The 22,836-nt window shown below is 44.1% G+C and carries 22 protein-coding genes and 1 pseudogene; 13 read left to right on the top strand and 10 right to left on the bottom strand.

All coding sequences use genetic code 11. The annotated features are described in order from the left end of the window. Positions 1–62 precede the first annotated feature (62 nt). Positions 63–413: a CPBP family glutamic-type intramembrane protease gene (locus tag ABH09_RS03785; protein ID WP_371922142.1), complete on the top strand. Its 351-nt coding sequence runs from the start codon at positions 63–65 to the stop codon at positions 411–413. Between the two features lie 123 nt (positions 414–536). Further along, the gene (locus ABH09_RS03780) at positions 537–1,142 is read left to right on the top strand and encodes an alpha/beta hydrolase (protein ID WP_253715264.1); all 606 of its coding nucleotides are present in this window, start codon (positions 537–539) and stop codon (positions 1,140–1,142) included. A gap of 70 nt (positions 1,143–1,212) precedes the next feature. Here the strand turns inward: ABH09_RS03780 and ABH09_RS03775 are convergent, their stop codons facing one another. After that, positions 1,213–1,551 (bottom strand): hypothetical protein, encoded by a 339-nt coding sequence (locus ABH09_RS03775; RefSeq protein WP_253715263.1) that lies wholly within the window; start codon positions 1,549–1,551, stop codon positions 1,213–1,215. Positions 1,552–1,621: 70 nt separating this feature from the next. Beyond that, positions 1,622–1,693: pseudogene (locus tag ABH09_RS13005) on the bottom strand (pyrimidine dimer DNA glycosylase/endonuclease V); the annotation flags it as partial. Between the two features lie 216 nt (positions 1,694–1,909). Between ABH09_RS13005 and ABH09_RS03765 the strand changes: the two are divergent. Beyond that, the gene (locus tag ABH09_RS03765) at positions 1,910–3,532 is read left to right on the top strand and encodes an ATP-binding protein (protein ID WP_253715262.1); all 1,623 of its coding nucleotides are present in this window, start codon (positions 1,910–1,912) and stop codon (positions 3,530–3,532) included. 174 nt (positions 3,533–3,706) lie between these two features. Here ABH09_RS03765 and ABH09_RS03760 read toward each other — a convergent pair whose 3' ends face one another. Together ABH09_RS03760 and ABH09_RS03755 are read right to left on the bottom strand one after the other, a co-directional pair. Then, complete coding sequence (locus ABH09_RS03760) at positions 3,707–4,237, bottom strand: GrpB family protein (protein WP_253715261.1); 531 nt, start codon at positions 4,235–4,237, stop codon at positions 3,707–3,709. Between the two features lie 116 nt (positions 4,238–4,353). Further along, the gene (locus ABH09_RS03755) at positions 4,354–4,770 is read right to left on the bottom strand and encodes a YbgA family protein (RefSeq protein ID WP_253715260.1); all 417 of its coding nucleotides are present in this window, start codon (positions 4,768–4,770) and stop codon (positions 4,354–4,356) included. A gap of 242 nt (positions 4,771–5,012) precedes the next feature. Here ABH09_RS03755 and ABH09_RS03750 point away from each other — a divergent pair, with 242 nt between their 5' ends. Both ABH09_RS03750 and ABH09_RS03745 read left to right on the top strand, forming a co-directional pair. Continuing rightward, complete coding sequence (locus ABH09_RS03750) at positions 5,013–6,509, top strand: carboxylesterase family protein (RefSeq protein ID WP_253715259.1); 1,497 nt, start codon at positions 5,013–5,015, stop codon at positions 6,507–6,509. 86 nt (positions 6,510–6,595) lie between these two features. After that, on the top strand, positions 6,596–7,267 hold the full coding sequence (locus ABH09_RS03745) for a methyltransferase family protein (protein ID WP_187419608.1): 672 nt from the start codon (positions 6,596–6,598) through the stop codon (positions 7,265–7,267). A gap of 12 nt (positions 7,268–7,279) precedes the next feature. Here the strand turns inward: ABH09_RS03745 and ABH09_RS03740 are convergent, their stop codons facing one another. The 6 genes from ABH09_RS03740 to ABH09_RS03715 form a co-directional block, all read right to left on the bottom strand. After that, on the bottom strand, positions 7,280–8,692 hold the full coding sequence (locus tag ABH09_RS03740; RefSeq protein ID WP_212566284.1) for an ABC transporter ATP-binding protein: 1,413 nt from the start codon (positions 8,690–8,692) through the stop codon (positions 7,280–7,282). After that, entirely contained in the window at positions 8,686–9,426 is a 741-nt protein-coding gene (locus ABH09_RS03735; protein ID WP_253715257.1) for an energy-coupling factor transporter transmembrane component T, read from the bottom strand. Before ABH09_RS03735 ends, ABH09_RS03740 begins: the two co-directional genes overlap by 7 nt. After that, complete coding sequence (locus ABH09_RS03730) at positions 9,423–10,007, bottom strand: MptD family putative ECF transporter S component (RefSeq protein ID WP_253715255.1); 585 nt, start codon at positions 10,005–10,007, stop codon at positions 9,423–9,425. Before ABH09_RS03730 ends, ABH09_RS03735 begins: the two co-directional genes overlap by 4 nt. A gap of 19 nt (positions 10,008–10,026) precedes the next feature. Further along, entirely contained in the window at positions 10,027–11,766 is a 1,740-nt protein-coding gene (locus ABH09_RS03725; protein ID WP_253715254.1) for an ABC transporter ATP-binding protein, read from the bottom strand. Next, positions 11,759–13,504 carry an ABC transporter ATP-binding protein gene (locus ABH09_RS03720; protein ID WP_253715253.1) on the bottom strand — a complete coding sequence of 582 codons (1,746 nt, stop codon included), beginning with the start codon at positions 13,502–13,504 and terminating at the stop codon, positions 11,759–11,761. Before ABH09_RS03720 ends, ABH09_RS03725 begins: the two co-directional genes overlap by 8 nt. 124 nt (positions 13,505–13,628) lie before the next feature. Beyond that, a complete protein-coding gene (locus ABH09_RS03715) occupies positions 13,629–14,237 on the bottom strand; it encodes a TetR/AcrR family transcriptional regulator (RefSeq protein ID WP_253715251.1) in 609 nt (202 codons plus the stop codon). Between the two features lie 276 nt (positions 14,238–14,513). Between ABH09_RS03715 and rpiB the strand changes: the two genes are divergently transcribed. The 8 genes from rpiB to ABH09_RS03675 all read left to right on the top strand — a co-directional run bounded on the left by rpiB (position 14,514) and on the right by ABH09_RS03675 (position 22,795). Continuing rightward, positions 14,514–14,966 carry a ribose 5-phosphate isomerase B gene (gene rpiB / locus ABH09_RS03710; RefSeq protein WP_253715250.1) on the top strand — a complete coding sequence of 151 codons (453 nt, stop codon included), beginning with the start codon at positions 14,514–14,516 and terminating at the stop codon, positions 14,964–14,966. A 434-nt stretch (positions 14,967–15,400) separates the two neighbouring features. Beyond that, a complete protein-coding gene (locus ABH09_RS03705; RefSeq protein ID WP_253715249.1) occupies positions 15,401–16,570 on the top strand; it encodes an ATP-binding protein in 1,170 nt (389 codons plus the stop codon). A gap of 411 nt (positions 16,571–16,981) precedes the next feature. Then, on the top strand, positions 16,982–18,550 hold the full coding sequence (locus ABH09_RS03700; RefSeq protein ID WP_253715248.1) for an ABC transporter substrate-binding protein: 1,569 nt from the start codon (positions 16,982–16,984) through the stop codon (positions 18,548–18,550). Beyond that, the gene (locus ABH09_RS03695; RefSeq protein ID WP_253715247.1) at positions 18,547–19,500 is read left to right on the top strand and encodes an ABC transporter permease; all 954 of its coding nucleotides are present in this window, start codon (positions 18,547–18,549) and stop codon (positions 19,498–19,500) included. Before ABH09_RS03700 ends, ABH09_RS03695 begins: the two co-directional genes overlap by 4 nt. Then, a complete protein-coding gene (locus ABH09_RS03690; RefSeq protein WP_253715246.1) occupies positions 19,497–20,321 on the top strand; it encodes an ABC transporter permease in 825 nt (274 codons plus the stop codon). The genes ABH09_RS03695 and ABH09_RS03690 overlap by 4 nt, the downstream gene beginning before the upstream one ends. Continuing rightward, positions 20,318–22,090: an ABC transporter ATP-binding protein gene (locus tag ABH09_RS03685; RefSeq protein WP_253715245.1), complete on the top strand. Its 1,773-nt coding sequence runs from the start codon at positions 20,318–20,320 to the stop codon at positions 22,088–22,090. Before ABH09_RS03690 ends, ABH09_RS03685 begins: the two co-directional genes overlap by 4 nt. Before the next feature lie 194 nt (positions 22,091–22,284). After that, positions 22,285–22,542: a type II toxin-antitoxin system Phd/YefM family antitoxin gene (locus tag ABH09_RS03680; RefSeq protein ID WP_253715243.1), complete on the top strand. Its 258-nt coding sequence runs from the start codon at positions 22,285–22,287 to the stop codon at positions 22,540–22,542. Then, on the top strand, positions 22,535–22,795 hold the full coding sequence (locus ABH09_RS03675) for a Txe/YoeB family addiction module toxin (protein ID WP_253715242.1): 261 nt from the start codon (positions 22,535–22,537) through the stop codon (positions 22,793–22,795). The genes ABH09_RS03680 and ABH09_RS03675 overlap by 8 nt, the downstream gene beginning before the upstream one ends. The last annotated feature ends 41 nt before the right edge of the window (positions 22,796–22,836 follow it).

Genomic DNA, 22,836 nt, shown 5'->3' with positions numbered 1-22,836 from the left:
TCGGTTGGCGCGGTTACGGTGAAGACTCAATCGCTTAATATTGCAGCTGGTTCAAAGAATCGATTATCTTCGGCTTTGTCTGGGCATTATGGCACCTACCGCTGTTTTTCATCCCAGGCACCTACCATTTTGGAATACGTGAAATAAATGTTTTGTATATGTTCAATTTTTTTATTTCCGTTATTCCGTTCGGTTTTATAACAACATGGGTGTATGTAAAAAATAACCGAAGCATGCTTGTAAGCATTATTTTTCACCTTTTTGTAAACTTCATGCAGGAAAAGATTGCGATGACCCAAACGACAAAATGCGTCGAAACAATCTGCGTTACCATTGCCGCCGCGATTATCGTTTTTACAAACAAAGATCTCTTCTTTGAAAAACGCCACATAGGCAGAATATTGGAAAGTTAGATTATTAATGACATATTACGAAAGGGCTGATTCCGACAGCAAACAAACAGGCGCACAAGTATTGAGCTCGTTATGAAAAATCGAATATATTGTCCTGTATGTAAAGAGGTAGAGGTATTTTGTATGAAAAATGCGGTTATATATATACACGGAAAAGGCGGTTCTGCCGACAAAGCGCTTTATTATAAAAAGTTTTTTAATGATGATTATGAGCTTTTAGGTTTTAATTATAAATCGGAATTACCTTGGCAGGCAGGTGAAGAATTTCAAAACTACTTTGATTCCATTATTCCGAATTATAATGAAATCCTATTAATTGCAAACAGTATAGGGGCATATTTTTCTATGTTGTCCTTATCGGAAAAACCGATCAAAAAAGCACTGTTTATTTCCCCCATTATCGATATGGAAAATATCATTTTACACATGATGAAACGGGCGAAGGTATCTGAAGAAGAACTTAGAATCAAGAAAGTCATCAACATTCCGTTTGGCGAACCTTTATCGTGGGAATATCTTTCTTTTGTTAGAAAAAATCCTATAGCATGGAACATTCCTACCGGCATCCTTTACGGTAAAAAAGACGATATGACTTCTTTAGAGACAATGACGAATTTTGCGAATAAAATACATGCGGACCTAACGGTTTTTGATAATGGAGAACATTGGTTTCATACTGAAGAACAAATGAATTTTTTGGATACTTGGTTTAGAAGATTGATTCGATAGATTCCTGTTTAAAGAGCTTTGTTGCTGTAAGAGATGAGCAAAAAAAGATATTAAAAGGGTTAGCGATGGGTTATCCTACGACAGTCATCACTTTACCGATAAAGTAAATTCCCCAGATTACTCCGCCTATAATCAACAGCCTTACCAGAGAAAGAAAAGCGATGGACAATGCCTTTCTTTTTATATTTGTATCTCTTTGAAAACTCAAAGCAATAACAGCAAACTTCAATAAAATGCTGATGATTGCTATGGCTAGCCCGTACCGGAAAACAAGACCTACCATAAAAAAGCCGATCTCCACACTTCCAAGTCCCAGTGAAAAACCGATAACAAAGCACGCACAAAGAATGATGTCTAAGGCTATGGATCCCCACAGTGTATATTTAATGAGCTTTTCGTTTTTATCCATACAAAGTTCCATACATTTGATGTTACCCTACTTAATCCAAATGAATTCCCTTGGTTTCTAAATTCTTGAGACACTCCCTATGTTGTCCCAACAGCTGTTGACGCGGGAGTTTGTTAATCATATCTTGATGCCACAGTCTCATATAACTCTCTCAATATATAACTTAGAGCAAGGCGTTTATGTGCTGCCCAAAGTTTCTGACATTCTTTTAATTGATTTGATTCTCTCATAACGTGCGGCAAACTGTCAATCGTTAGATAATAACGTACGCTTGTAATGATGCTGCGCAGTGTATACGCCGTATATTTTCAAAAGTCGCTAAATTGCCAGATAGGACAAATCCTGCTATACTTATTGCATGAGTTTTCCACGAAAATTGCCGATAGGTATACAGAGTTTTGAAAAACTTCGCCGAGATGAATATCTCTATATTGATAAGACTCCATTTATTTGGAAGCTTGTACAAACTTCCAGTCCTTATTTTCTCAGCCGTCCGAGGAGGTTTGGGAAAAGTCTCTTTCTTTCAACATTGGCAGCATATTTCCGCGGACAAAAAGAGCTTTTCAAAGACTTGTATCTTGAAAAGGCTGAAGAAGAACAAGCAGTATTGGAAAACAGACCTGCATGGCAGGAATATCCGGTATTCTATCTTGATTTTAATATTGGACAGTATCTTAAAAGCGAGGCTTTGAGCGAACGGCTCGATTCTTTATTACAGGAACAGGAAAGCCTATACGGTATACTCGTTGCAAAAGAGGAAGAGTCGTTTTATGCCTCACGTTTTGAACGGATGATAAAGGCTGCCTATCAACAGACCGGCAAGCAAGTAGTCATTCTTGTTGACGAATACGACAAACCGCTCCTGCAAACGATGGGTGTAAACGAAGCCTTGAATGAGCAATACCGAAACGAACTCAAAGCTTTTTACTCCGTCATCAAAACCTGTGATGAATACATCCGCTTTGCCTTTCTCACCGGTGTTACCAAATTCAGCAAGATCAGTATTTTCAGTGATTTAAATAATCTCCGGGATATATCACTGGAGAAACACTATGCGGGCATTTGCGGTATGTCCCAAAAAGAATTGGAAGCAAATTTTCAACCTGAAATACAAGTGCTCGCCGATAGTCAAGACTTAACCTATCAGGAAACGTTGACCGCCTTGCAGCAATGGTATGACGGATACTGTTTTGCACCTGCAGGGGAAGGCATGTATAATCCGTTTAGTTTATTAAATGCGTTTGCAAAGGAAAGATTTGGAAGTTACTGGTTTGAAACGGGAACCCCGACATTTTTAGTCAATTACCTGAAAGAAGCCCACTACTTTATCCCCGACTTGGATGGAAATATTGAACTTGATGAAGAAGGCTTGCAAACGTATCGAGCTGCTGCACAGGAGCCGTTTCCTATTTTATTTCAATCAGGGTATTTAACGATTAAAGAGTATATCAAAGAAGCTCGGCTGTACCGTCTCGGCTTTCCGAACGATGAGGTACGATACGGCTTTTTAAAGAATCTATTACCTGCATACACTGCGGTACCGTTTAGTGAGACGGGAAAATCAGTATGGCAGTTTGTGGAAGATGTCCGCAAGGGGAATGTAAACGGCTTTATGGAACGGATGCAGTCGCTTATTGCCGGTATCTCGTATGACAACTTTAGCAATAAAGAACTGAAATTGCGGGAGCAAAACTACCAGACTGCGGTGTACCTAATCTTTAAGCTGATGGGGCAGTTTGTACAAACGGAAGTGCATTGTTCGACAGGACGCAGTGACTGTGTAGTATGCACTGCGGATACAGTATATCTATTTGAGTTTAAGCTAAGCGGTAACGGCAGTGCGGAAGATGCACTCGAGCAAATCAAAGAGAACGCCTACGCTGCAAAGTATAAGACGGACGGAAAAAAGATTGTGCTCATCGGTGCAGGATTTGAGGAAGCAACGCGGACGATTAGAGACTGGAAAGTAGAACTGCTATAATACAAAGCTAAATCCCGCACCGATCCGCCATGGACGGCGGTGGTTCCATGCAGTAATGAGTTTCAGTGTAGAGACGAGGACGATTGAAAATTGGAACACCGCGGTGCTAGCGGCATATGTGAGCTCGAATGCTGTAAGAGAGCATATCAATTTGTGCTGAAAGCTGCTCAAAGACTAATTCTTCCATTCCAAAGCATTCTTTTCCATCTGTCGAACAAAAGAAGCTTTTCCGTCGCAGTAGCTGTCTATACCATAGGGATATTTTTGGGCAAGCGTACGTTTTAAGGCAGAATACTTTTCGCAAACATCTTTGTGCGTTCTGAGATAGTCTCTGACTGCCAAATGGCGGCTTATATCAGCAGTATTGTCTTCGCGAAAAATATGAATATGATGCGTCCTGTCGTTGCCGCCTTTGCTCAAATAGCGTCGTCCTTTGATTCCGAACTCGCCCATATATTCATAGCCGATTTTCTCAAATTCAGTGCTGACCCCATCTACTTCTTCAAGGCTATGCACAACAGGCATAATATCAATGATTGGTTTTGCATAAAGTCCTTTAACAGCTGTACTGCCTATATGATGAATTGTAACGCAGTTATCTTGCAAGATCCCTTTTATTTTTAATGCTTCTGAATTATATTGCTCAACCCATCTCGGGTCATATGCAACTACAATAATATACCGTGCCAGTTTACCCCTCCACAACTTCTCATGTGTCAGCTAATAAATTTACTCGCCAACTTATACACTTGATTTATTTCTTTGCTTTCTAAGTTCCAATTATTGAGTTCAGCTTCAACAGCTGTTGACGCGGGAGTTTGTTAATCATATCTTGATGCCACAGTCTCATCTTGTTCTCCGAATAATAGATGCGATTGCTGCAAATACTTGTTAGGGTAGACTGCAAGGAGCTTGCGCACAGCGCCCAACAAAATTTCCTGTTCCGCCTGACCGCTGCGATATTGCTCCAAACAATACATAAACTCCGCCTTTTCATCTTGAGTAGCCTGCTTCTTAAAATAGCCCCAGATATGCTGAAACGCGTTGCAGACTTGTCCTCGATTCTCCGGTAAAGTACGCGCCTGATCAATGAGAGTCAACACATGCCGCACTTGTGCATTCTCCCGCTTTAAATACTCGCGAATCTCGTTATAAATAGAGCCGGACTTGCTGAGAACGAGATACTTATGTGCTGCCCAAAGTTTCTGACATTCTTTTAATTGATTTGATTCTCTCATATCGTTTCTTTAAATCTCGAACAAATTCGCCCAAAGTCAATTTTTCGAGATGCCCTATCACTTATTCGGAATCCCCTGAAAAAATCTCTTTTAATTGACACTCTGCGATTATACAAAAAAATATAAGTATTGAGAATATAGGCAATCCGACGTTGATCTGCCGACTGATAGAAAATGTATCTTAAAAACGATATGCTATTTATAAATATAAGAGATAAAAATTTGCATAACGGAGATATAAAATGAAACCAGTACAGACAGAAATCGGCAGAGTATATGCGGATATAGTCGGAAAAACGGAAGAAGGCAGGACAGTGTATTCTATATTGGGCGTCCCCTATGCACAAGGAAAAAGATTTGAATATGCAAAAATTCTTAATAAAAAAGACTATACACCGGAAACAGTAATTAACCGAACGGAGACAGTATGCTTTCCGCAGAGAAAATATCCGCTGTTTTTAAATATTTTAATGAAACATCATATGCTGCGTCCGGAATTTCAACCGTTAAAAGATACCCAAACGGAAAATGCATTTGTAGTAAATATATGGGCGCCTGACAATTTTACGAAAAAGAAACCGGTGCTTGTATTTCTACACGGCGGAGGAGAAGGATCGGGAACGGTTCCGATATACACAATGGCGCATATTGCCGAGCAAGGTATTGTAGCGGTTACAATTACTTATCGAATAGGAAACTTCGGCTATATGCCTGTTTTTGAAAAAGGAGAAGTAAGAGGGTCGCTTTCCTACCTTGATCAGCAAGCAGCTTTAACTTGGATTCATAATAATATCAACTCATTCGGCGGAGATAATACAAACATTACACTTATGGGGCATTGCGGAGGCGCAGTCGCGGCCCTGTATCATTATTTAAATCCGCTGAGTAATAAACTGTTTCATAAACTCATGCTTTGTGCGGGAAATGTCCCGATACTGTCTGAATATGATTTCGCAAAAAATGAATATGAAAAAATGCTGTCAAAAAATCATTTAAACGGACTTGAAAACCTGAAAAAATTGTCAGCTAAAAAATTGATGAAACTAAAAGGAGGTCAAAATGATATCATTGACGGCAAGTTTTTTACAGAGCACCCGATGAATCTGTTGGAACGAGGATCATTCCCTTGTATGCCGGTACTGATAGGGTCAAATAAAGATGAATTTTCCATGATTGAATTACCGATGTACTACAAAGCCCTTGGAATTACAAAGAACAAAGAACATTTAAAAGAATTTCTGTTGAAAAAATACGGAGAATTTGCAGCTTCTCTTGAATCCGAACTAAAACCGGAAGCGAACGGAATCGTAGACTTACAAATTCAAATCATGGAGTTGCTTGTATTTCACTCAAGTGCACTGTTCCTCATGGAAAAAATCGGAGAAAAATCTCCCGTATACGGATATAGAATGAATTATATTCCTAATCTATATAATGGACTTCGCGGCTCATATCATGGGGCGGAACTTGCATTTTTCTTCGGCACCATAGATAACATGAATATACACATTACCGATGAAAATAAGGCTGCCGTTATTGCAATTCAAAAGGACTGGATACAGTTTATTAAGTTCGGCAAGATAGAAGGGCGTCCGCTTTTTAATGAAACCGGAAAAATTACAGAATATGATAAAGATATCAAAACCATACCGTTTCCGCATGCAAATCTTATTCACCATATTCAAAAGAGCGGTATTGCCGATAAGCTCAGAAAAGAATATATACAGAACCGTAGATAAGTTTCCGTAAAAATAACAGAAAAGCATTGTGAAAAAATTATACAGCTCATAAAGAACTGAGCGAAGGGGAATATAAAAGAGGTTGTATGGAAAAAGATTTATGCTTTAAAGCACTGTTAAAGTTTTCTCTCGGCGTGGTGGCCATAGGAATTTTATTGTTTTTACCTGCAGGAACTTTTCATTATTGGAAAGCATGGTTGTTGATGGGGATATTATTTATTCCGATGCTCTTCGCAGGAATTGTATTACTGTTGAAAAATCCGGACTTGCTCAAAAAACGCTTGAACACAAAAGAATCGCAAGCGGAACAACGTCTGGTGATAAACTTAAGTGCCGCAATGTTTCTTTTGGGATTTGTTTTAGCCGGATTGAATTTCCGCTTCGGATGGATAATAGCACCCGATTGGTTGTCATGGACAGGTACCGCTATATTTCTGCTTTCATATATGCTTTATGCGGAAGTATTAAAGGAGAATGCCTACTTATCACGAACGGTTGAAGTCCAAAAGGGGCAAAAGGTCGTTGATACCGGATTGTATGGGATTGTTCGCCATCCTATGTATACCATAACGATTTTTTTATTTCTGTCGATGCCTTTGGTACTGGGTTCTCTTATCTCTTTTGTCGTTTTTCTTGCATATCCTGTCATTATTGCAAAAAGAATTATAAACGAAGAAGCAGTGCTTGAAAAAGATTTAGATGGATACACCGAATATAAAAAGAAGGTAAAATACAAAATCATTCCGTATGTGTGGTGATGCGGAAAAAACTTATACGGTTATACGCCTCGTGCAGCAGGAGCGGATAAGTTCGCCGTCGTGGGTTACAACGAGAATTGTTGTGCCCATCGATCGAAGTTTTTCCAGCAATGCGGCGGTTTCTTTCATGTGCGCATAATCAAGGCCGCTGGTCGGTTCGTCAAGAAGCAGTAAGTCCCGCCCGGATGCAAGGGCGCAGGCAATGGCGAGCCGCTGTTTTTGTCCGCCGGAAAGGCTCTGCGGATGACGATCGGCAAAGTCCGCCAAATCAAGATTTCTTATGATTTCCATTGCCGTTTCTTTCTCGGTTGCTGTTCCTTTTTTTAGGCTGATAAGAACCTCATCCAGTACACTTTCTGTAAAAAGCTGATTGCCGGTATCTTGCATAACCATAAAACAAAGCTTCTTTCGAGATTTGCTGTCGTAAAGTTTTCCCTCATACTCCAAGGTACCTTTACACCGTTTTTCCAGTCCGCATAAACAATTGAGGAAGCTGGTCTTGCCTGCGCCGTTTGCTCCCACGATTGCCGTAATTTGCCCTGCAGCGATTTGCAGTATTGGAATATCCACAATGTTCTTTTTTTCGCCGTGATAGGCAAAGTGGAAATTTCGCAGTGTGATTGGTCTGTCTCCTTCTCGAAAAGAATCCATTTGCATTTCCGCAGGCGATTCCATCACGGTTGTACGAAGCCCCATTTGTGTAAGCTGATTTTGTGTAAGCTCCTCTTTCCCGCTTCCGGTAAATTCTCCGACAATCTCTCCGTCACGCAGAACTACAGCGCGGTCAATGATGTCCCACAGGTATGCAATGCGATGCTCCGCCGCGATAATGGTTTTTCCCTCTGCCTTCCAGCGCAGGATAAGCTCTCGAAGCATCAGCGTTGCCGTATAGTCAAGATTTGCAGACGGCTCATCGAGCAGTATGATTTTCGGTTCGGATACATTTACGGAAGCGCAGGCTATTTTTTGTTTTTCGCCGTCAGACAGGCGGAAGATATTGCGATCCATCAAAGATGCCATACGGAAATGTGCAACGGTACGGTCGATTCTGGTATAGATTTCCTGCTCAGGCAGCCCTCTGTTTTCACATCCGAATGCAAGTTCTCCGGTGGTATCGACATTGTAAAACTGGGTTCTGGGATTTTGGAAAACGGTGCCTATGATGAGTGCGGTATCATAGAGTTCACGATCCTTAACACTGTCGCCGTCAATGAAGATATCACCGCTGAGTGCTCCGGAATAGAAGTGCGGAATCAGACCGTTTATAAGCCGCAATATCGTTGTCTTTCCGCACCCTGACGGGCCCGTCAAAAGGACGCATTCTCCCGTTTTTACCGTCAGATCAATATTTTTCAAACTACTTGCATACGTGCACTCAACATTTCCGGCGCCGTAACGAAAACTGACATTTTTAAGTTCTACCATAATGCTACTCTGCAAAGCTCCAAAATCCACATGACAACAACGGCGAGGCAGATAATCAGCAATATCAAATCCTGCACTCGAAATCCGATACGGCAGATGTTAGTGCGCTTTATCGGAGCGCCCAATCCGCGTGTCAACGCAGCGGCAGATAGGTCTTCTCCGATACGGACGGTTGAAGTTATCATAGGAACCAGTTGGTACTCCACAACCTCTCCGGCTCTTACACCGCCTAACCGAATTCCGCGCATACCCATCGCTCGTCTGATGGATTTCCATTCCGCTCCAATGGTCGGAAACATCCTGAACATCACCGACATGGGAATGGTGATTGCTTGAGGAATATGAAGCCGCTCCATAGCGGAGATAAATTCACTAACGGACGTCGTTCCAATCAAATATCCGCCCATAACTACCGTAACTGCAAAGCGCGTTAAAATTCCTCCGCACATTAAAGCAATGAAGTTCAGCAGTCCCGGCAAATACGGCATAGCGATCAGCAGCCCATAACCGACCGCAAGCATAATAACCCCGCGTCCAAACCGTTTCCATTGCCGTTCTATGAGCAGCAATAAAAACGGAAGAACCGACAAGATTATCTTAATCGATTTCATTTGAGAGCCGCCAAGTCCGCCCATAACAAATACCGCTAAAACGAGCACGAGTGCAAGCTTTGTGCGAGGGTCGAGAAAGCCGCGTCTTTTTTCTTGCGACAGTGCGGATGAGTATGCTATCACACAAGACCTGCTTTCTCAAAATGCTTTTTCAAAAGAGCCTTGCCAAGAAGCCCTCCGAGAATTCCGCAGACTAAACAAGCAGCCAGTAGTACCGGCGCCATCCAGAGGGGCATAAGTTTTGAAACCGCATCAATATATGCCTGACCATAATCCGCTCTCTGTGCAAAGTATCCCTCGTAGTCCGTAAACAGCGGTAAGTAATTTCCGAAAATCCACACACTGAACAGTCCATAAGAGAAAACCGCTTTTTTGGCGTTCTTGTATTCTCCGCTCTTAAAACACAGTTCCGCAAGTCCTCCTGCGATTGCGCAGGTAAGGAGCGGCCACGGTCCCATACCGGTAAGCAGCATTAAGATTCCCATAATCATAGCCATGATAAAAATCATTCCGGGCTTTTTCACCTTTGTTAAAAAAAGCATAAAAGGAATACCGCCTATAATCGGTACAAATACCGACAGAAGCGGCAAAAATATCGGTATCATGCCCAACATTGCAATCGCAAATAAAATGACAAAGTAAATTGCGCTGTAGATTCCGATGTTAATCAAATCCCGACCTTTCAGTTTGCTTTCGCTTTTCATTTAAAATTCCTCCATATAATTATTTATGCACCTTCCAGCTCGCAGCTTCGCGACGCTCGCCGATAAAGTTTCGGTATATGCCGTCCTGCTTCGCCAATTCGGTATGGGTGCCGTGTTGCACAATCTTGCCGTGGTCTACGACGATGATCTGATCGGCTCTCTCCACGGTTTTCAGCCGATGGGCAATCATGATGACGGTCTTTTCGGCGGTGAGTGCTTGGATGGCGTGCATCAGCTCGTTTTCATTTTCGGGATCAATGTTGGCAGTTGCCTCATCCAAAAAGATGACCGGTGCGTTTTTCATCATGGCGCGGGCAATAGAGATACGCTGCTTTTCTCCGCCGGAAAGACTTGCGCCGCCTTCACCGACTACCGTATCGTATCCGTGGGGAAGGCTTGAGATAAAGTCATGGCAGCAGGCCTTTTTCGCCGCAGCGATTACATCTTCCATCGGAGCGCCGGGCTGACCAAAGCGGATATTGTTGGCGATGGTGTCGTGGAATAAATAAACCGATTGGAACACAAAGCTGAAATTCGCCATCAAGGAATCCATATCGTAATCTTTCACATTCCGGCCGCCCAGCATAACGGTTCCCCCGTCTACATCCCAGAACCGTGCAAGCAGATTTACCAAGGTGGTTTTTCCTCCGCCGGAAGGACCGACAATCGCCGTCGTGGTTTTTTCAGGAATATGCAATGAAATCCCGTCGATGATTTTTCGCTTCTCATACGAAAATGCGATATCCTGCGCAGTAATATCACGCACTGCCGGTGTAATATTTTCTCCGGATATATCCATCTGCGGCGTGTTCAGAATTTCCTGCGCCCGGTCAACACTCATATCAACCACGCGCAGCAGTGACGAGTATTGTCCTGCCGTTTCCAAACTGGTATAGATGATAAATGCTGAAATCACCATGACAACAGCATTCAGCGCGTCCATACTTCCGGCACAATAAAATGCGCATGAAAAAGCTACCATTGCCACACCGGTAAGCTTGGCGATAAAACTCTGCAATGCTATGCGGGGCACCAGTGTCATTTCCATATCGATATTGATCTTACTGTTTTCCGCGATTGCCTCATTTAATTCCTTGCTCTTAACTCCCGTCAACCGGTAAGCCTTAACCTCGGTCATCCCTTGCAAGTATTCCAGAACTTTTTCTACGAGCCTTTCATCTGCGCGTATCTTTTTTCCCGACACCTTTTCGGAAGCAATCCGGAGACGGCTATTTGCAAAAAGAAACAGCGAAAAACCGCAGAGCAGCACACAGGCGATTCTCCAGTCGAAGAAAAACAACATGACGACAATAAGAGAAGTTGTAAGTAAGCCGTCGCAGACAAGCATTACCACACGGGTAGCAATATTTTCAAGGCTTTCCATTATATTAGTTGTGATAGACGTAATCTGCCCGAGGCTGTTGGCGTTAAAGTATCCCATCGGAAGATACCGCAGATGCTCCGCAATCTCCACCCGTTTTTTCGCACAAGTGTCATAGCCTCCTTCGGTCTGCAACATAACAGCCTTTGATTTTAGCAATCCCGATCCGGCAATGCTGATCAGCATAATCCCTAACGAGAGCAGGATATCTTTTGTGCCTACCGTTCCATTCATCAGCGCCCGAATCATCACCGCAATCGCCGGAATCTTTAGCGCCTCAAACAGAGCCTGAATAACATTGAGCCGAATGGAAGTGATAAATTTCCGGCGGTTTTCTTCACCGCAGAACGCAAAAAACTTTCTAATAACTTTAAGCATGATCTTTCACCTCAATATGTGCATTCCACATCGTTTCATATAACCCGTGATGAGAAAGAAGCTCATCATGGGTTCCGCTGTCTGCAACGGCACCGTCTTTAATGACATAAATACAATCGGCAGCAGTAATCGTAGAAAGCCGGTGCGCAATCACGATGAGCGTCTTCCCCTCCGTCAGTTTAGAAATAGAGCGCTGAATAACCGCCTCGTTTTCAGGATCGGTGTATGCGGTTGCCTCATCCAAAATGATAATAGGTGCCGCTTTCAGCATTGCTCTTGCAATGGAAATACGCTGCCGCTCGCCGCCGGAAAGATGCCCGCCGGAAGTGCCTACCACGGTATCGTAACCATGCTCCAGCTCCAAAATGAATTCATGGCAACCGCTGTGTCTTGCCGCTTCCTCCACTTCTGCATCAGTTGCATCCGCCCGTCCAATGCGGATATTTTCCCTGACCGTCATATTGAATAGATAATTGTCCTGCGAGACAAAGGCAATCTTATCCGAATAGGCCTCTTGCGGAATTGCGCGAATGTCCGTATCCCCCAGCAAAATTGAGCCGCTGCTCACATCCCAAAGCGAAGCGATGAGGCGCGCAATGGTACTTTTTCCGCTGCCGGAAGGACCGACCAGCGCAATAAAGCTGCCCTCCGGGATTTCCATCGAAATGCCGTGAAGCACTTCCTTTTCTTTATACGAGAAATGAACATCCTGCAGTTTCAGCGTGTGTTCTTTTGGAACAGTTCCGTCTACAGGGCGCTCCATTTCCGGCGCGTACAGAATACTTTGAACTTCACCGAAGATGGTTCCCATCGTTCGAAAATCGTCGGAATAACTCATCAAGGTTATAAGCGGTGTGATGATGCCGACAGACAAAATAATGATTGTTACCAGATTCTGCGGAGAAAGATATCCTCCCTTTACCAACAGACCGCCGATGGGGAGCACGGAAACCATTGTGGCGGGCATGATTACGGTGGCGAATGTAAAGGTGAGAATGCAGGAGCGCATCCAATCGATATAGCTGTGAGCGGCTTCATACGCGTCATGCACGAAGCGGTCGTAGGAACTTTTTGTATTTCCGAAAACCTTGATGACTTGAATACCGCCGATATATTCAACCGCCGTATCATTGAGCGCTTTGGTGGCTGTAACCGTGCGTTGATAGAATTGAGGACTGCCCTTCATCATAAGACCGTAACAGAAAAAGCCAACCGGTATCGTTCCAAGAGATGCCAATCCCATACGCCAGTCAATGGTAAAAATGTAGATCAAAATGATGACGGGGATCAGTAAATTTGCGGTGAACTCCGGAACGATATGCGCCAGTGTTGTTTCAATGCTGTCGATACGTTCGATGAGCGTATTTTTGAGCGCCCCGGAACTTTGCTCCAGCACCGCTCCCAGCGGCATTCTTGTCAATTTTTCCGTGCAGCGTTTTCGGATTTCAGCGAGCACTGCAAATGTTGCCCTATGGCTTGTCGATGTGCTAAGCGCATGAAACAGTACACGGCAAAACAAGAACGCTGCGATAATCAGACAACGTATCATATAATACGAAAGGTCTTTGTTTCCGCCCATCAAACCGTGTACGATGCCGGCAACAACAAAATACGGTGCGATGGAAAAGGCCACGCCGATAACTGCGAGGATAACACTCAAAACATATTGTCCTTTGTGTTCCCCTGTTTGTCTCAACGCCCACGCGATAGGCGAAGGACTTTTTTCTTTTTCCTTCATAAGCAAACTTCCTTTTGTTAGCTAACAAATAATAGTTAGTGTTAGCTAACATTCACTTAAACTCATCGCCACTCTTCACACACGAGGCGGTGTGTCTTTTAACACTATTCAATTATGCAAGCTATTAAAACCCGAATAACTGCTTCCAGCCCGGAACAAAGAATGCCTCTACCGTTGTTAAGCAGCGGAGTGCTTCTTCCACGCTGTAATTATGGATAACCGGTTCAAAGAGCGCGGTCGTATATGCTGAAAGCAGGAGATGCAGCTCCTTTGACGTAATGTCCCTCACCGCGTAGCCCTGCGCTTTCAGCATCGGCATATATTGTAAAAGCTGCGCTTGCTGCCCCTCTGTAAGATCGTGGAGGAAATGCTCGTACTTACTCCCCCGCGATTTTGCCAGCAATAGATGATATTCTTCCATGTTCGGATAGATAATCTCACGCATCATGTCGATTTCAGAATCCCGCCACTGTATACGTTCTTCGTGATGAACTGCATCCACATAGCGCGCAACGTGTGCATCCAACCAAGCGTTTATGCGATCCACCGCAGGAGCGACAATTTGATCAAAGAGATCTGCTTTATCCACACAATGCCGATATATTCCCGCAGCCGTCATACCGCAGCGTTCAGCAATGCTCCGCATAGAAGACTTATCAAAGCCCATCTCCATAAATTCGGCTTTTGCTGCGGCTATAATTTTTATATGATTGGCGGTTTTATCTCTCGGCATGGATTCCTTCTTTTGCGTACAGCGTTAGCTAACGCATATAAACATACAACCGATTGGGGTGGGTGTCAAGGGGATGAAGGGAACTATTCCGAAGAACGCGAAACAAATCTAAGTGAGTTTTTTAGAGATATCCTATCCATAGTATTTTTATTTTCGCTATAAATGTGTTATTATGTTGTAGCACTGCAATAGAAGCTGCAATAATTGCGATCTTTTCTATAAGATTCCGGTTTGTAGAAAATGATCAAAAATCTTACGATACAAAGGGAGCATACTATGAAGGTCGGTTTTGGATGCGATCATGCATCGGTTGGATTAAAACATATCTTAATGGAACATGTACGAAACAAAGGGTATGAATGTATCGATTACGGAACAACAGATCCGAAGGTTCCGGTCGATTATCCCGAATTCGGTTTAAAGGTTGCTGAGGCAATTAAATCGAAGAAGGTTGAAAAAGGCATATTGATCTGCGGATCAGGTATCGGTATTTCCCTCGCTGCAAATAAGGTTCCGGGAATCCGCGCTGCCGCGTGTAGTGAACCGTGCACCGCAAAATTGGCTGTTGAGCACAGTGATATCAATATCGTTTCTATGGGGGTATGTATTGTAGGTCCTGAAATAGCAAAAGCAATTGTCGATGCTTTTTTTGATGCACAGTTTGAAGGCGGCAGCTACACAAAACGCGTCAATATGATCGGCGATATAGAAAAAAAGTACAGCAAATAATATCATAGGCGGGCGGTATAATGTAACAAACCGTTCCGCCCCCTGCCCATAGCCTTAGTCTATAGAGAAATAATGTATACCGCTACAATAGGATTAGCGATGGGAGCTTCTGATTCACATCACGGACATCCTTGTCCGTATAGAAACGAAGCGGAGGAATGGATCGAAAGCGAAACAGCGAACGTAGCGACTCGAACGGAGTGAGGGAACCACCATATAAAAACAAGACCTTAGGTTATCACTACATAAAACTTTAGATTACAACTTATCAAAACTTTAGATTATCACCATATAAAACTTTGGATTATTCCTAATATTGACTTTAGGATTCTCCCATAGTATACTTTGGATTATCACCAGCAATGCTAAACCTATTCAGTAATAGAAGAGGCAAGCAGGTTTACTCGTAATCGGATTAAAAAGGGAGCGGCGATATGGTTAAAAGGACAGCGGAAGAGGCGTTGCGACGATTGGCTTCTCAGTTTCCGGTGATTGGGATAACCGGGCCGCGGCAGAGCGGGAAATCAACACTGGCAAAAGCGGTTTTCCCTGATAAAAAATATGTGACGTTTGATAACCGAACAATGCGGGATCTTGCAGCGTCGAATCCGAATGACTTTATTATGGCGTTTCCCGATGGTGCGGTGATTGATGAGGCGCAGAAAGTACCGGAAATCTTTGATGCGATAAAATTGCATGTGGATCGGGAACAGAGCGCGCCGGGAACGTTTATCGTAACGGGTTCCAGTCAGCTCCGGTTAAAAGCAAATATGACGGACAGTTTGGCTGGACGGGCGGCGTTTTTGAAGCTGTTGCCGTTTTCTATTCACGAGTTACAAACGGGCGGTGTGCTGCCGGACAATCCGTATACGCTGATTTTTTCGGGTCAATATCCGCCCCTCTATGATACTGCCCGGCATTTTATTCCGGAGGATTGGTATGAAAATTATATCGATACCTACTTGGACTTGGATATACGGGATCAGATTAATTCCGGTAATATTTCGCTGTTTAAGAAGTTTGTTCAAATCTGCGCGGTGCAGAGCGGGCAGCTACTTTCTATGGACAGCATTGCGCGGGATACCGGTATTTCCGCACCGACGGTCAAGAGCTGGCTTTCTATTTTAGAGGCTTCGTTTATTATCCACTTCCTTGAACCGAACACCAATAATCTTGGAAGAAGTATTGTAAAAACGCCGAAGCTCTATTTTGTTGATTCAGGGCTGATGTGTCATCTTTTACGGCTGGAGACAAAAGAGGATTTACTCTTGAGCAGATACAAGGGAGCAGCGGTTGAGACCTTTGCCGTTTCGGAATTGCTGAAATATCGCATGAATCAGGGCAAAAAAGCGAATCTGACCTTTTTTAGGGATAGCAAGGGTTTGGAGGTAGATACGATTGCAGATTGGAACCGTACTTTTGCGATTGAGATAAAAAGTTCCAATGTCCCGGATGCAAAGTTGTCGCGCAGCACAAAAAAATATTTGCAGCTGCTGAATGATGAAACGGCAAAAAATGCGGTGTTTTATTTATCCGATATGAGTATGGACATCAACGGTACTTCCTATGTGAGTTGGCGCGATTGGGAAAAGCATTTACAGTGAGCTTTGCACCAAGGAGTCAGGGTAAACACATCAGGTCGGTTGTTTAACACCCCCGCGGAAAAATTGAGACTATTCGACCAGAGTTGAACCTCTTCGCGGTTCAAATGGTCTCACAGTCTCAATTTTTCCGCGGTTTTTATCTACTCTACCTGATGCGTTTACCCGTCCGCTAGAAAAAATGTGCGAAATTTTAAACAAAATTTCGCACAGAAGGAAGGCAACCGCTAAAAATATTTTTAATGCGGTTGCCCTGCACACCCCCCAGATAAAACGGCATTAAAATAGATACTAAAAATGAAGCAGAACATTGAAAGACATATTTAAAATCGCTTGACACGCCAGTGCATAATGCACTAATATGCGCGACGAAGTTAGCTATTATTAACTTACTGAATATTTGGAGGCGTTACGATGAATAAAAAGTTCAGTGCACTCAATACGCTCGGTATGTGCGCATTATGTGCGATGCTGGCGGTTTCGTGCAGTAAGGAAAAAAGTGCGGATATGCAGGTTATGCAGAAGCCGGCTGCAAAACAAGATGCAGAGATTGTGCTGCGGGAAGCAGGCGGAGACTTCGGCTATCCGAACCCGTTCCGGCACCAAAACCGCGGGCCTGGTTTTTTCAAGATGGAATTGATTTACGATTCGCTTTTGGAAAAGGATGAAAAAGGACTTATTCCGTGGCTCGCAAAGGAATGGACGGTGAGCGAAGACGGGCAAACGTATACGTTTACACTTGTCGATAATGCAACGTGGCATGACGGAAAGCCGCTGACGGCGGAAGACGTTGCGTTTACGGTCAAGTATTTTGAAGCACACCCGCCGATGCGCGGAGGGCTGATGCTGCACGGCAAGTATCTGATGGATTCCGTTACCGTCAACGGCAATACGGTTGCAATTCACATACCGGAATATACGCCGACTGCGTTGGAAAAAATCGGCAGTATGCGCATCATTCCCAAGCACGTCTGGGAAAAAGTCGAAGACCCTGCAAAATTTTCCGGCGAAGGCGATGTTGTCGGATCGGGGCCGTATAAATTAGCTTCCTATCAGAGCGAACAGGGCGCGTACAAAATGGTACGGTTTGACGAATTTTGGGGCTTAAAGCCTGCGGTTGCCGCAATAGAATGGATTCCTGTCAGTGATGCTATTTTGGCATTTAACAATGGCGAAATCGATATTACCAACGTACCTGCCGATCTTGTAAAAAATTACGAAAACAACAGCGAATTTAAAGTCGTGAAAAATTTCGGTTTACATGATTTCCGTTTCTATTTCAATTTTGATAAGGTTCCTGCCTTCCGCGAAAAAGAAGTCCGTCAGGCAATCGCGTATGCTATAGACCGGCATGAGCTTATTGAAAAACTTGAACGCGGTTCGGGACTGGAAGGCAGTCAAGGCTATCTGCACCCTGCGCACCCGATGTACAACCCCAATCTTCCTAAGTACGAGTTCAACCCTGAAAAGGCAAAGGAGCTGATGAAGGGCAAAAAGATTTCAGCTCAGCTGACCGTGGGCAGTTCACCCAAAGAGGTAAAGATGGCGGAGCTGATTAAAATCAGATTGGCGGATATCGGAATTACGCTGGATGTTGTCAGTGTCGACTCTAAAGCGCGGGACGGCATGATCCGGGATAAGACCTATCAGACTGCGATTGTGGAATCAGGCGGTATGGGAGGCGATGCGGATATGCTGCGTGAAATTTATTCCTCCAAAATGAAAAAGCCTCACCTTGCCGGATATGCAAATGCGCAGCTGGATGACCTATTGTACCGGCAGTCGGTAGAACGGAATGCGGAAACCCGGAAGCAGCTGTTATACTCCGTGCAGGAAATCTTAGCGGATGAAATTCCGATGCTGCTGTTGTACGGCAAAATGGATAACACTGTATATCGCCCGGCAAAGTACGACCGCTGGACGGTACGGTACGATCACGCAAAACTGGATCATCCTAAACTTTCGTATATCATTCGTCCATGAGGATAAAATATGCCGTTTTATTCTTTGCGTTAATTACGGCTCATTTTTTTCTTCCTCGTTTGATGCGTGCAGATCCGTTTGTGTTCATCTCCTCAGACGGAACGGAGGTTGCAAGCTATAGCGAGGAAGAAATCAATAAGTATAAAGCGTATTACGGATTAGACAAGCCGCTGCGGCAGCAGTATGTGCAGTATTTAGTCGGTATTGCTTCCGGGAATCTAGGCTATAGCATTTATTTTAAGGATTCGGTGGTCAACCTTATCTTTAAGCGGCTGATCTGGACAGCAGGGATTGTATGTACTTCCCTGCTGTTCAGTTTATTGTTAGGGCTGTGTTTGGGAAGTCTGAGCGCATGGTTTGCCGGAAGGCGGCTTGACGGTTTTTTGTATCATACAATGACGGCAGTATCGGAGATACCTTCATTCTTAACGGCAAACGCTATTCTGATGCTGTTTATTATCCGCTGGCGGGTATTGCCGACATCGGGCGGTATAACGCCGTTTTTGCCGCTTGAGTTTACCCTGCCTGTGATCATTGATATTATCAAACACGCCGTGCTGCCTGCGCTGACCTTATCCTTGCTCAAAACACCGGATTTTTATTTTGTAACACGGAGCGCGATGCTGCGGCAGCTACAAAAAAAATATGTAGAAACCGCGCAGGCAAAATCCTTAGGCGCTTTCACCATTGCGGTAAAACACTGCCTACCGAATGCATCAAATCCGATTATCACCCGTTTCTTACTCAGCTTGCAAACGCTGTTTAACGGAGCGCTCATTGTAGAAAATGTCTTTAAGTATCCCGGTATCGGCAAACTGATTAGGGATGCCGTCTTTTACCGTGACTATCTGTTGCTGCAAGGCATCTTTTTTGTTGTTACCGTGTTTATTTTGTGCATCAGTGCATTGGGAGAAGCAGTGTACCGGCGGACTGACAGGAGCGCAGCGTGAGAAAGCCTCGGAATACACTGCCGTATGTGCCCTATCTTTTTTTATGTGCCGTTGTGTGTGCTGCCTGCTTACCGCATTTCTCATTTTTGAAATCGGGTACCATACCCAGCGGACAAGCACTCAGTCCGCCGTCGCAGGAGCATTGGTTCGGTACGGATGATTTAGGCATCGATCTTTTTGCATCGGTTTGTTATGGAGCAAAAAGCAGTCTACTCTTATCGGTTGGAAGCGCCGTGGTTGCAGCAATCGGCGGTAGTATTATCGGAATGCTTGCAGGCTATGCGGGCGGTATTATCGACACATTGATCGTGAGTATCATCGATTTTTTTATCGGTATTCCCGATCTGCTGCTCATGGTGGTGCTCGGCGTTTTTTTAGATCCGGGATTGGCGAATATTATCTTTGCTATTTCTCTTGTATCGTGGATAATGCCTGCGAAAATTGTCAGAAGCGAAGTGCTGAAAATAAAAACGGAAAACTATATCCGGCTTTCAAACGCCTACGGCGCACATTTTTGGCATATCTTTGCGTGGCATCTTTGGAAGCCGCTTTTTTCTATTATATTGGTGAGCGTGATTAAGATTATGAACAAAGCAATTCTGGCGGAAGCCTCTTTAGCGTATTTGGGGCTTGGTGATCCGCTGTCAAAAAGCTGGGGCATGACCATTACCCGCGCAATGGATTTTCCGAATATTTACCTCACGGATTTTTGGAAGTGGTGGCTGGTATTCCCCACTACTGTTATGGTATGCACTGTGCTTTCCATTGCTGCAATCGGCAGATGGATGGAGCTGCGTATTGGAGGGCGTACCCGCTCATGATACCGGACGAAATACTCAGGGTTGAAAACCTCACGGTAAGATACCGCAGCGCAGATTCAAAACGGAAAACACACCAACCGAACGCTGCCGGCAATACAGGCAAGGCGGGGACACAAACGGCTGCCGCCGGTGATACTGATAGAACCGAAACCGGCATACGGAACGTGAGCTTTTCGGTAAAGCGGGGAGAACTTTGCGGCATTATCGGGGAGTCCGGCGGCGGGAAAAGCACATTGCTTTCAGCCATTATGGGCTTACTGCAAGAAAAGCGCGGCGGCGGAGCTGCCAACGCCGGTAGTGCTGCTGAGGTAACGGGCAAGATCATCTATAACGGCAGGGAAATACAAAGTGCCGGAAAAGCCGAATGGAAGAATCTCCGCTTTAAGGAAATCGGTTTGGTCTTTCAAAATCAGGATGAGCGGCTCAATCCTGCGCTGACAGTCGGGGAGCAAATTGCCGAAGTTCTGCGCAAAGAAATAACCGATATTACGCTGCTGGAACAAGAACTTGCCGCAACGCTCCACTCCGTCGGACTGGAACCGAGTGTAAAAAACCGGTATCCGCATGAACTTTCGGGCGGTATGCGGCAGCGGGTGTTTATCGCAATGGCAATTTGTCTGCATCCGCCGCTCCTGTTAATCGACGAGCCGACAACCGCGTTGGATCCCGCATCAAAGCAACAGATATTGCAGCTTTTACAAAGGATTCACCGTGAATACGGTACGGCAATGCTGATTGTTTCCCATGATCTTGAAGTGATTGAAACTCTCACTGATAATTTGATGGTGCTGCTGCACGGATATATTATCGAAAAAGGTAAAACGAAAAACATCTTGGAAGAGGCAAAGCACCCGTACACCGCTGCGCTGCTGCAATCAAGTACCTATCTAAATCCATGGAAGGATTTGTGGGGCATTAAAGAAGCGGATGAACGCCAAAGCTGTCCGTTTTATGAGCGGTGTACACAAAAAAGCAGCGAGTGTTTATCGTATACGCCGTATCTACCGCCGGAATGCAGCGAAGGATGCGCGTGTGCAAAAAACGGCATACAAACCATTTTAAGCGTCCGGAATATTTCAAAGACGTTTGATACGGGGAAAGAAAAAACAATAGCCGTCAAAGACTGCTCTCTGCGGGTGCGGCACGGAGAGATCGTTGCATTACTCGGAAAGTCCGGATCGGGGAAAACGACCGTACTGCATATCATTGCAGGGCTTTTGAAAAAAGATGCAGGTTCCATCGTGTTTAACGGCACGGCAATAGAAAAGAACGATTTGCTTGCACGGGAACATGCCCTGCAAATTGTAGAACAGGATGCGTTTTCGTCAATGAACACCGCACTCACGGTGCAGGAAATTATTGCCGAACCCTCCGTCATCCGCTATCATAAAGGAGCCGCTGCCTTTACGGAAACAGCGGTGAAGTATGCAAAGCTATGCGGTCTTCCTGCCGATGCTGCTATGCTGAATAAAAAAGCACGGGAACTATCCGGCGGACAGCGGCAAAAAACGGCGATTGCACGAGCGCTTTCGATGCAGCCGGTCTTGTTGCTTGCAGATGAAATAAACGCCATGCTCGACGATTCATCCAAGGTGAATATCATGCGGCTTTTAAAACAGCTGCAATACGAACTCGGCTTTTCGATGCTGCTGGTTACACACGATATCGATCTTGTAAAAAAAGTTGCCGACTATGTGTACCGTATGGATGCCGGACGCATTGTGGAAGAAGGCAATGTAAGGAAGGTTTATTTTCAGCCGCTGAAATAACGCGGCTGAAAAACACTGCGAGTTTGCTTCCGCAAACGTCGCTTATTGACGTATGTGCTTGTCGCACACTAATGCAACAGTTTCTAAAGTTGATACTTTGTTCAACTGTTGCATTTTAAGGAAGGTATTTGGTAAAGAGAATTGACTTTTTACCATAAGTACAATATGTTGTACTTATAAAGGAGACATTACTTATGGATGTTATTACGTATTCCGATTTACGGCGAAACTTAAAAACATATATGGACAAAGTGTATTATGATTATGAACCGTTAATGATTGCACGGAAAAATTCTGAAAATCTTGTACTATTATCGGTACATGAATACAACAGTCTGGTTGAAACCGATTATCTGCTGCACAACGAAGCAAACGCCGAACACCTAAAAAAGTCGATTGAACAGCATAGAAACGGTAATTTGCACAGCCATGAGCTTTTAGAAAATGAATAAGCTTTTTACAGATGAAGCATGGAATGACTATATCTATTGGTTTAATACCGATAAAAAAATTTTGGAAAAAATAAACGATCTGATAAAAGAAATAGAACGAACGCCGTTTACAGGAAAAGGAAAACCTGAACCGCTCAAACATGCTTTATCAGGATATTGGTCGAGAAGAATCAATCAGGAACATCGAATAGTGTATCAGGTGGATGAAAAGCAACTGGTATTTATTTCGTTCAGATATCACTATAAAAAATGATAATGCGGATTATCATGGGGAGGTATATTGCTGAGTTTGAT

The organism is Treponema sp. OMZ 803 (genome assembly GCF_024181165.1).
In the GTDB taxonomy this organism is placed as follows: Bacteria; Spirochaetota; Spirochaetia; order Treponematales; family Treponemataceae; genus Treponema.
The sequence above is the reverse complement of the archived record's forward strand: the minus strand, read 5'-3'. Positions and strand labels throughout refer to the sequence as shown.

What these genes read in the sequence shown, in the direction of transcription:
- ABH09_RS03780 (WP_253715264.1), top strand. Translation starts at nt 537, where the DNA reads ATGAAAAATGCGGTTATATATATACACGGAAAAGGCGGTTCTGCCGAC.
- ABH09_RS03775 (WP_253715263.1), bottom strand. Translation starts at nt 1,551, where the DNA reads ATGGATAAAAACGAAAAGCTCATTAAATATACACTGTGGGGATCCATA.
- ABH09_RS03765 (WP_253715262.1), top strand. Translation starts at nt 1,910, where the DNA reads ATGAGTTTTCCACGAAAATTGCCGATAGGTATACAGAGTTTTGAAAAA.
- ABH09_RS03755 (WP_253715260.1), bottom strand. Translation starts at nt 4,770, where the DNA reads ATGAGAGAATCAAATCAATTAAAAGAATGTCAGAAACTTTGGGCAGCA.
- ABH09_RS03750 (WP_253715259.1), top strand. Translation starts at nt 5,013, where the DNA reads ATGAAACCAGTACAGACAGAAATCGGCAGAGTATATGCGGATATAGTC.
- ABH09_RS03745 (WP_187419608.1), top strand. Translation starts at nt 6,596, where the DNA reads ATGGAAAAAGATTTATGCTTTAAAGCACTGTTAAAGTTTTCTCTCGGC.
- ABH09_RS03740 (WP_212566284.1), bottom strand. Translation starts at nt 8,692, where the DNA reads ATGGTAGAACTTAAAAATGTCAGTTTTCGTTACGGCGCCGGAAATGTT.
- ABH09_RS03730 (WP_253715255.1), bottom strand. Translation starts at nt 10,007, where the DNA reads ATGAAAAGCGAAAGCAAACTGAAAGGTCGGGATTTGATTAACATCGGA.
- ABH09_RS03725 (WP_253715254.1), bottom strand. Translation starts at nt 11,766, where the DNA reads ATGCTTAAAGTTATTAGAAAGTTTTTTGCGTTCTGCGGTGAAGAAAAC.
- ABH09_RS03720 (WP_253715253.1), bottom strand. Translation starts at nt 13,504, where the DNA reads ATGAAGGAAAAAGAAAAAAGTCCTTCGCCTATCGCGTGGGCGTTGAGA.
- ABH09_RS03715 (WP_253715251.1), bottom strand. Translation starts at nt 14,237, where the DNA reads ATGCCGAGAGATAAAACCGCCAATCATATAAAAATTATAGCCGCAGCA.
- rpiB (WP_253715250.1), top strand. Translation starts at nt 14,514, where the DNA reads ATGAAGGTCGGTTTTGGATGCGATCATGCATCGGTTGGATTAAAACAT.
- ABH09_RS03705 (WP_253715249.1), top strand. Translation starts at nt 15,401, where the DNA reads ATGGTTAAAAGGACAGCGGAAGAGGCGTTGCGACGATTGGCTTCTCAG.
- ABH09_RS03700 (WP_253715248.1), top strand. Translation starts at nt 16,982, where the DNA reads ATGAATAAAAAGTTCAGTGCACTCAATACGCTCGGTATGTGCGCATTA.
- ABH09_RS03695 (WP_253715247.1), top strand. Translation starts at nt 18,547, where the DNA reads ATGAGGATAAAATATGCCGTTTTATTCTTTGCGTTAATTACGGCTCAT.
- ABH09_RS03685 (WP_253715245.1), top strand. Translation starts at nt 20,318, where the DNA reads ATGATACCGGACGAAATACTCAGGGTTGAAAACCTCACGGTAAGATAC.
- ABH09_RS03680 (WP_253715243.1), top strand. Translation starts at nt 22,285, where the DNA reads ATGGATGTTATTACGTATTCCGATTTACGGCGAAACTTAAAAACATAT.
- ABH09_RS03675 (WP_253715242.1), top strand. Translation starts at nt 22,535, where the DNA reads ATGAATAAGCTTTTTACAGATGAAGCATGGAATGACTATATCTATTGG.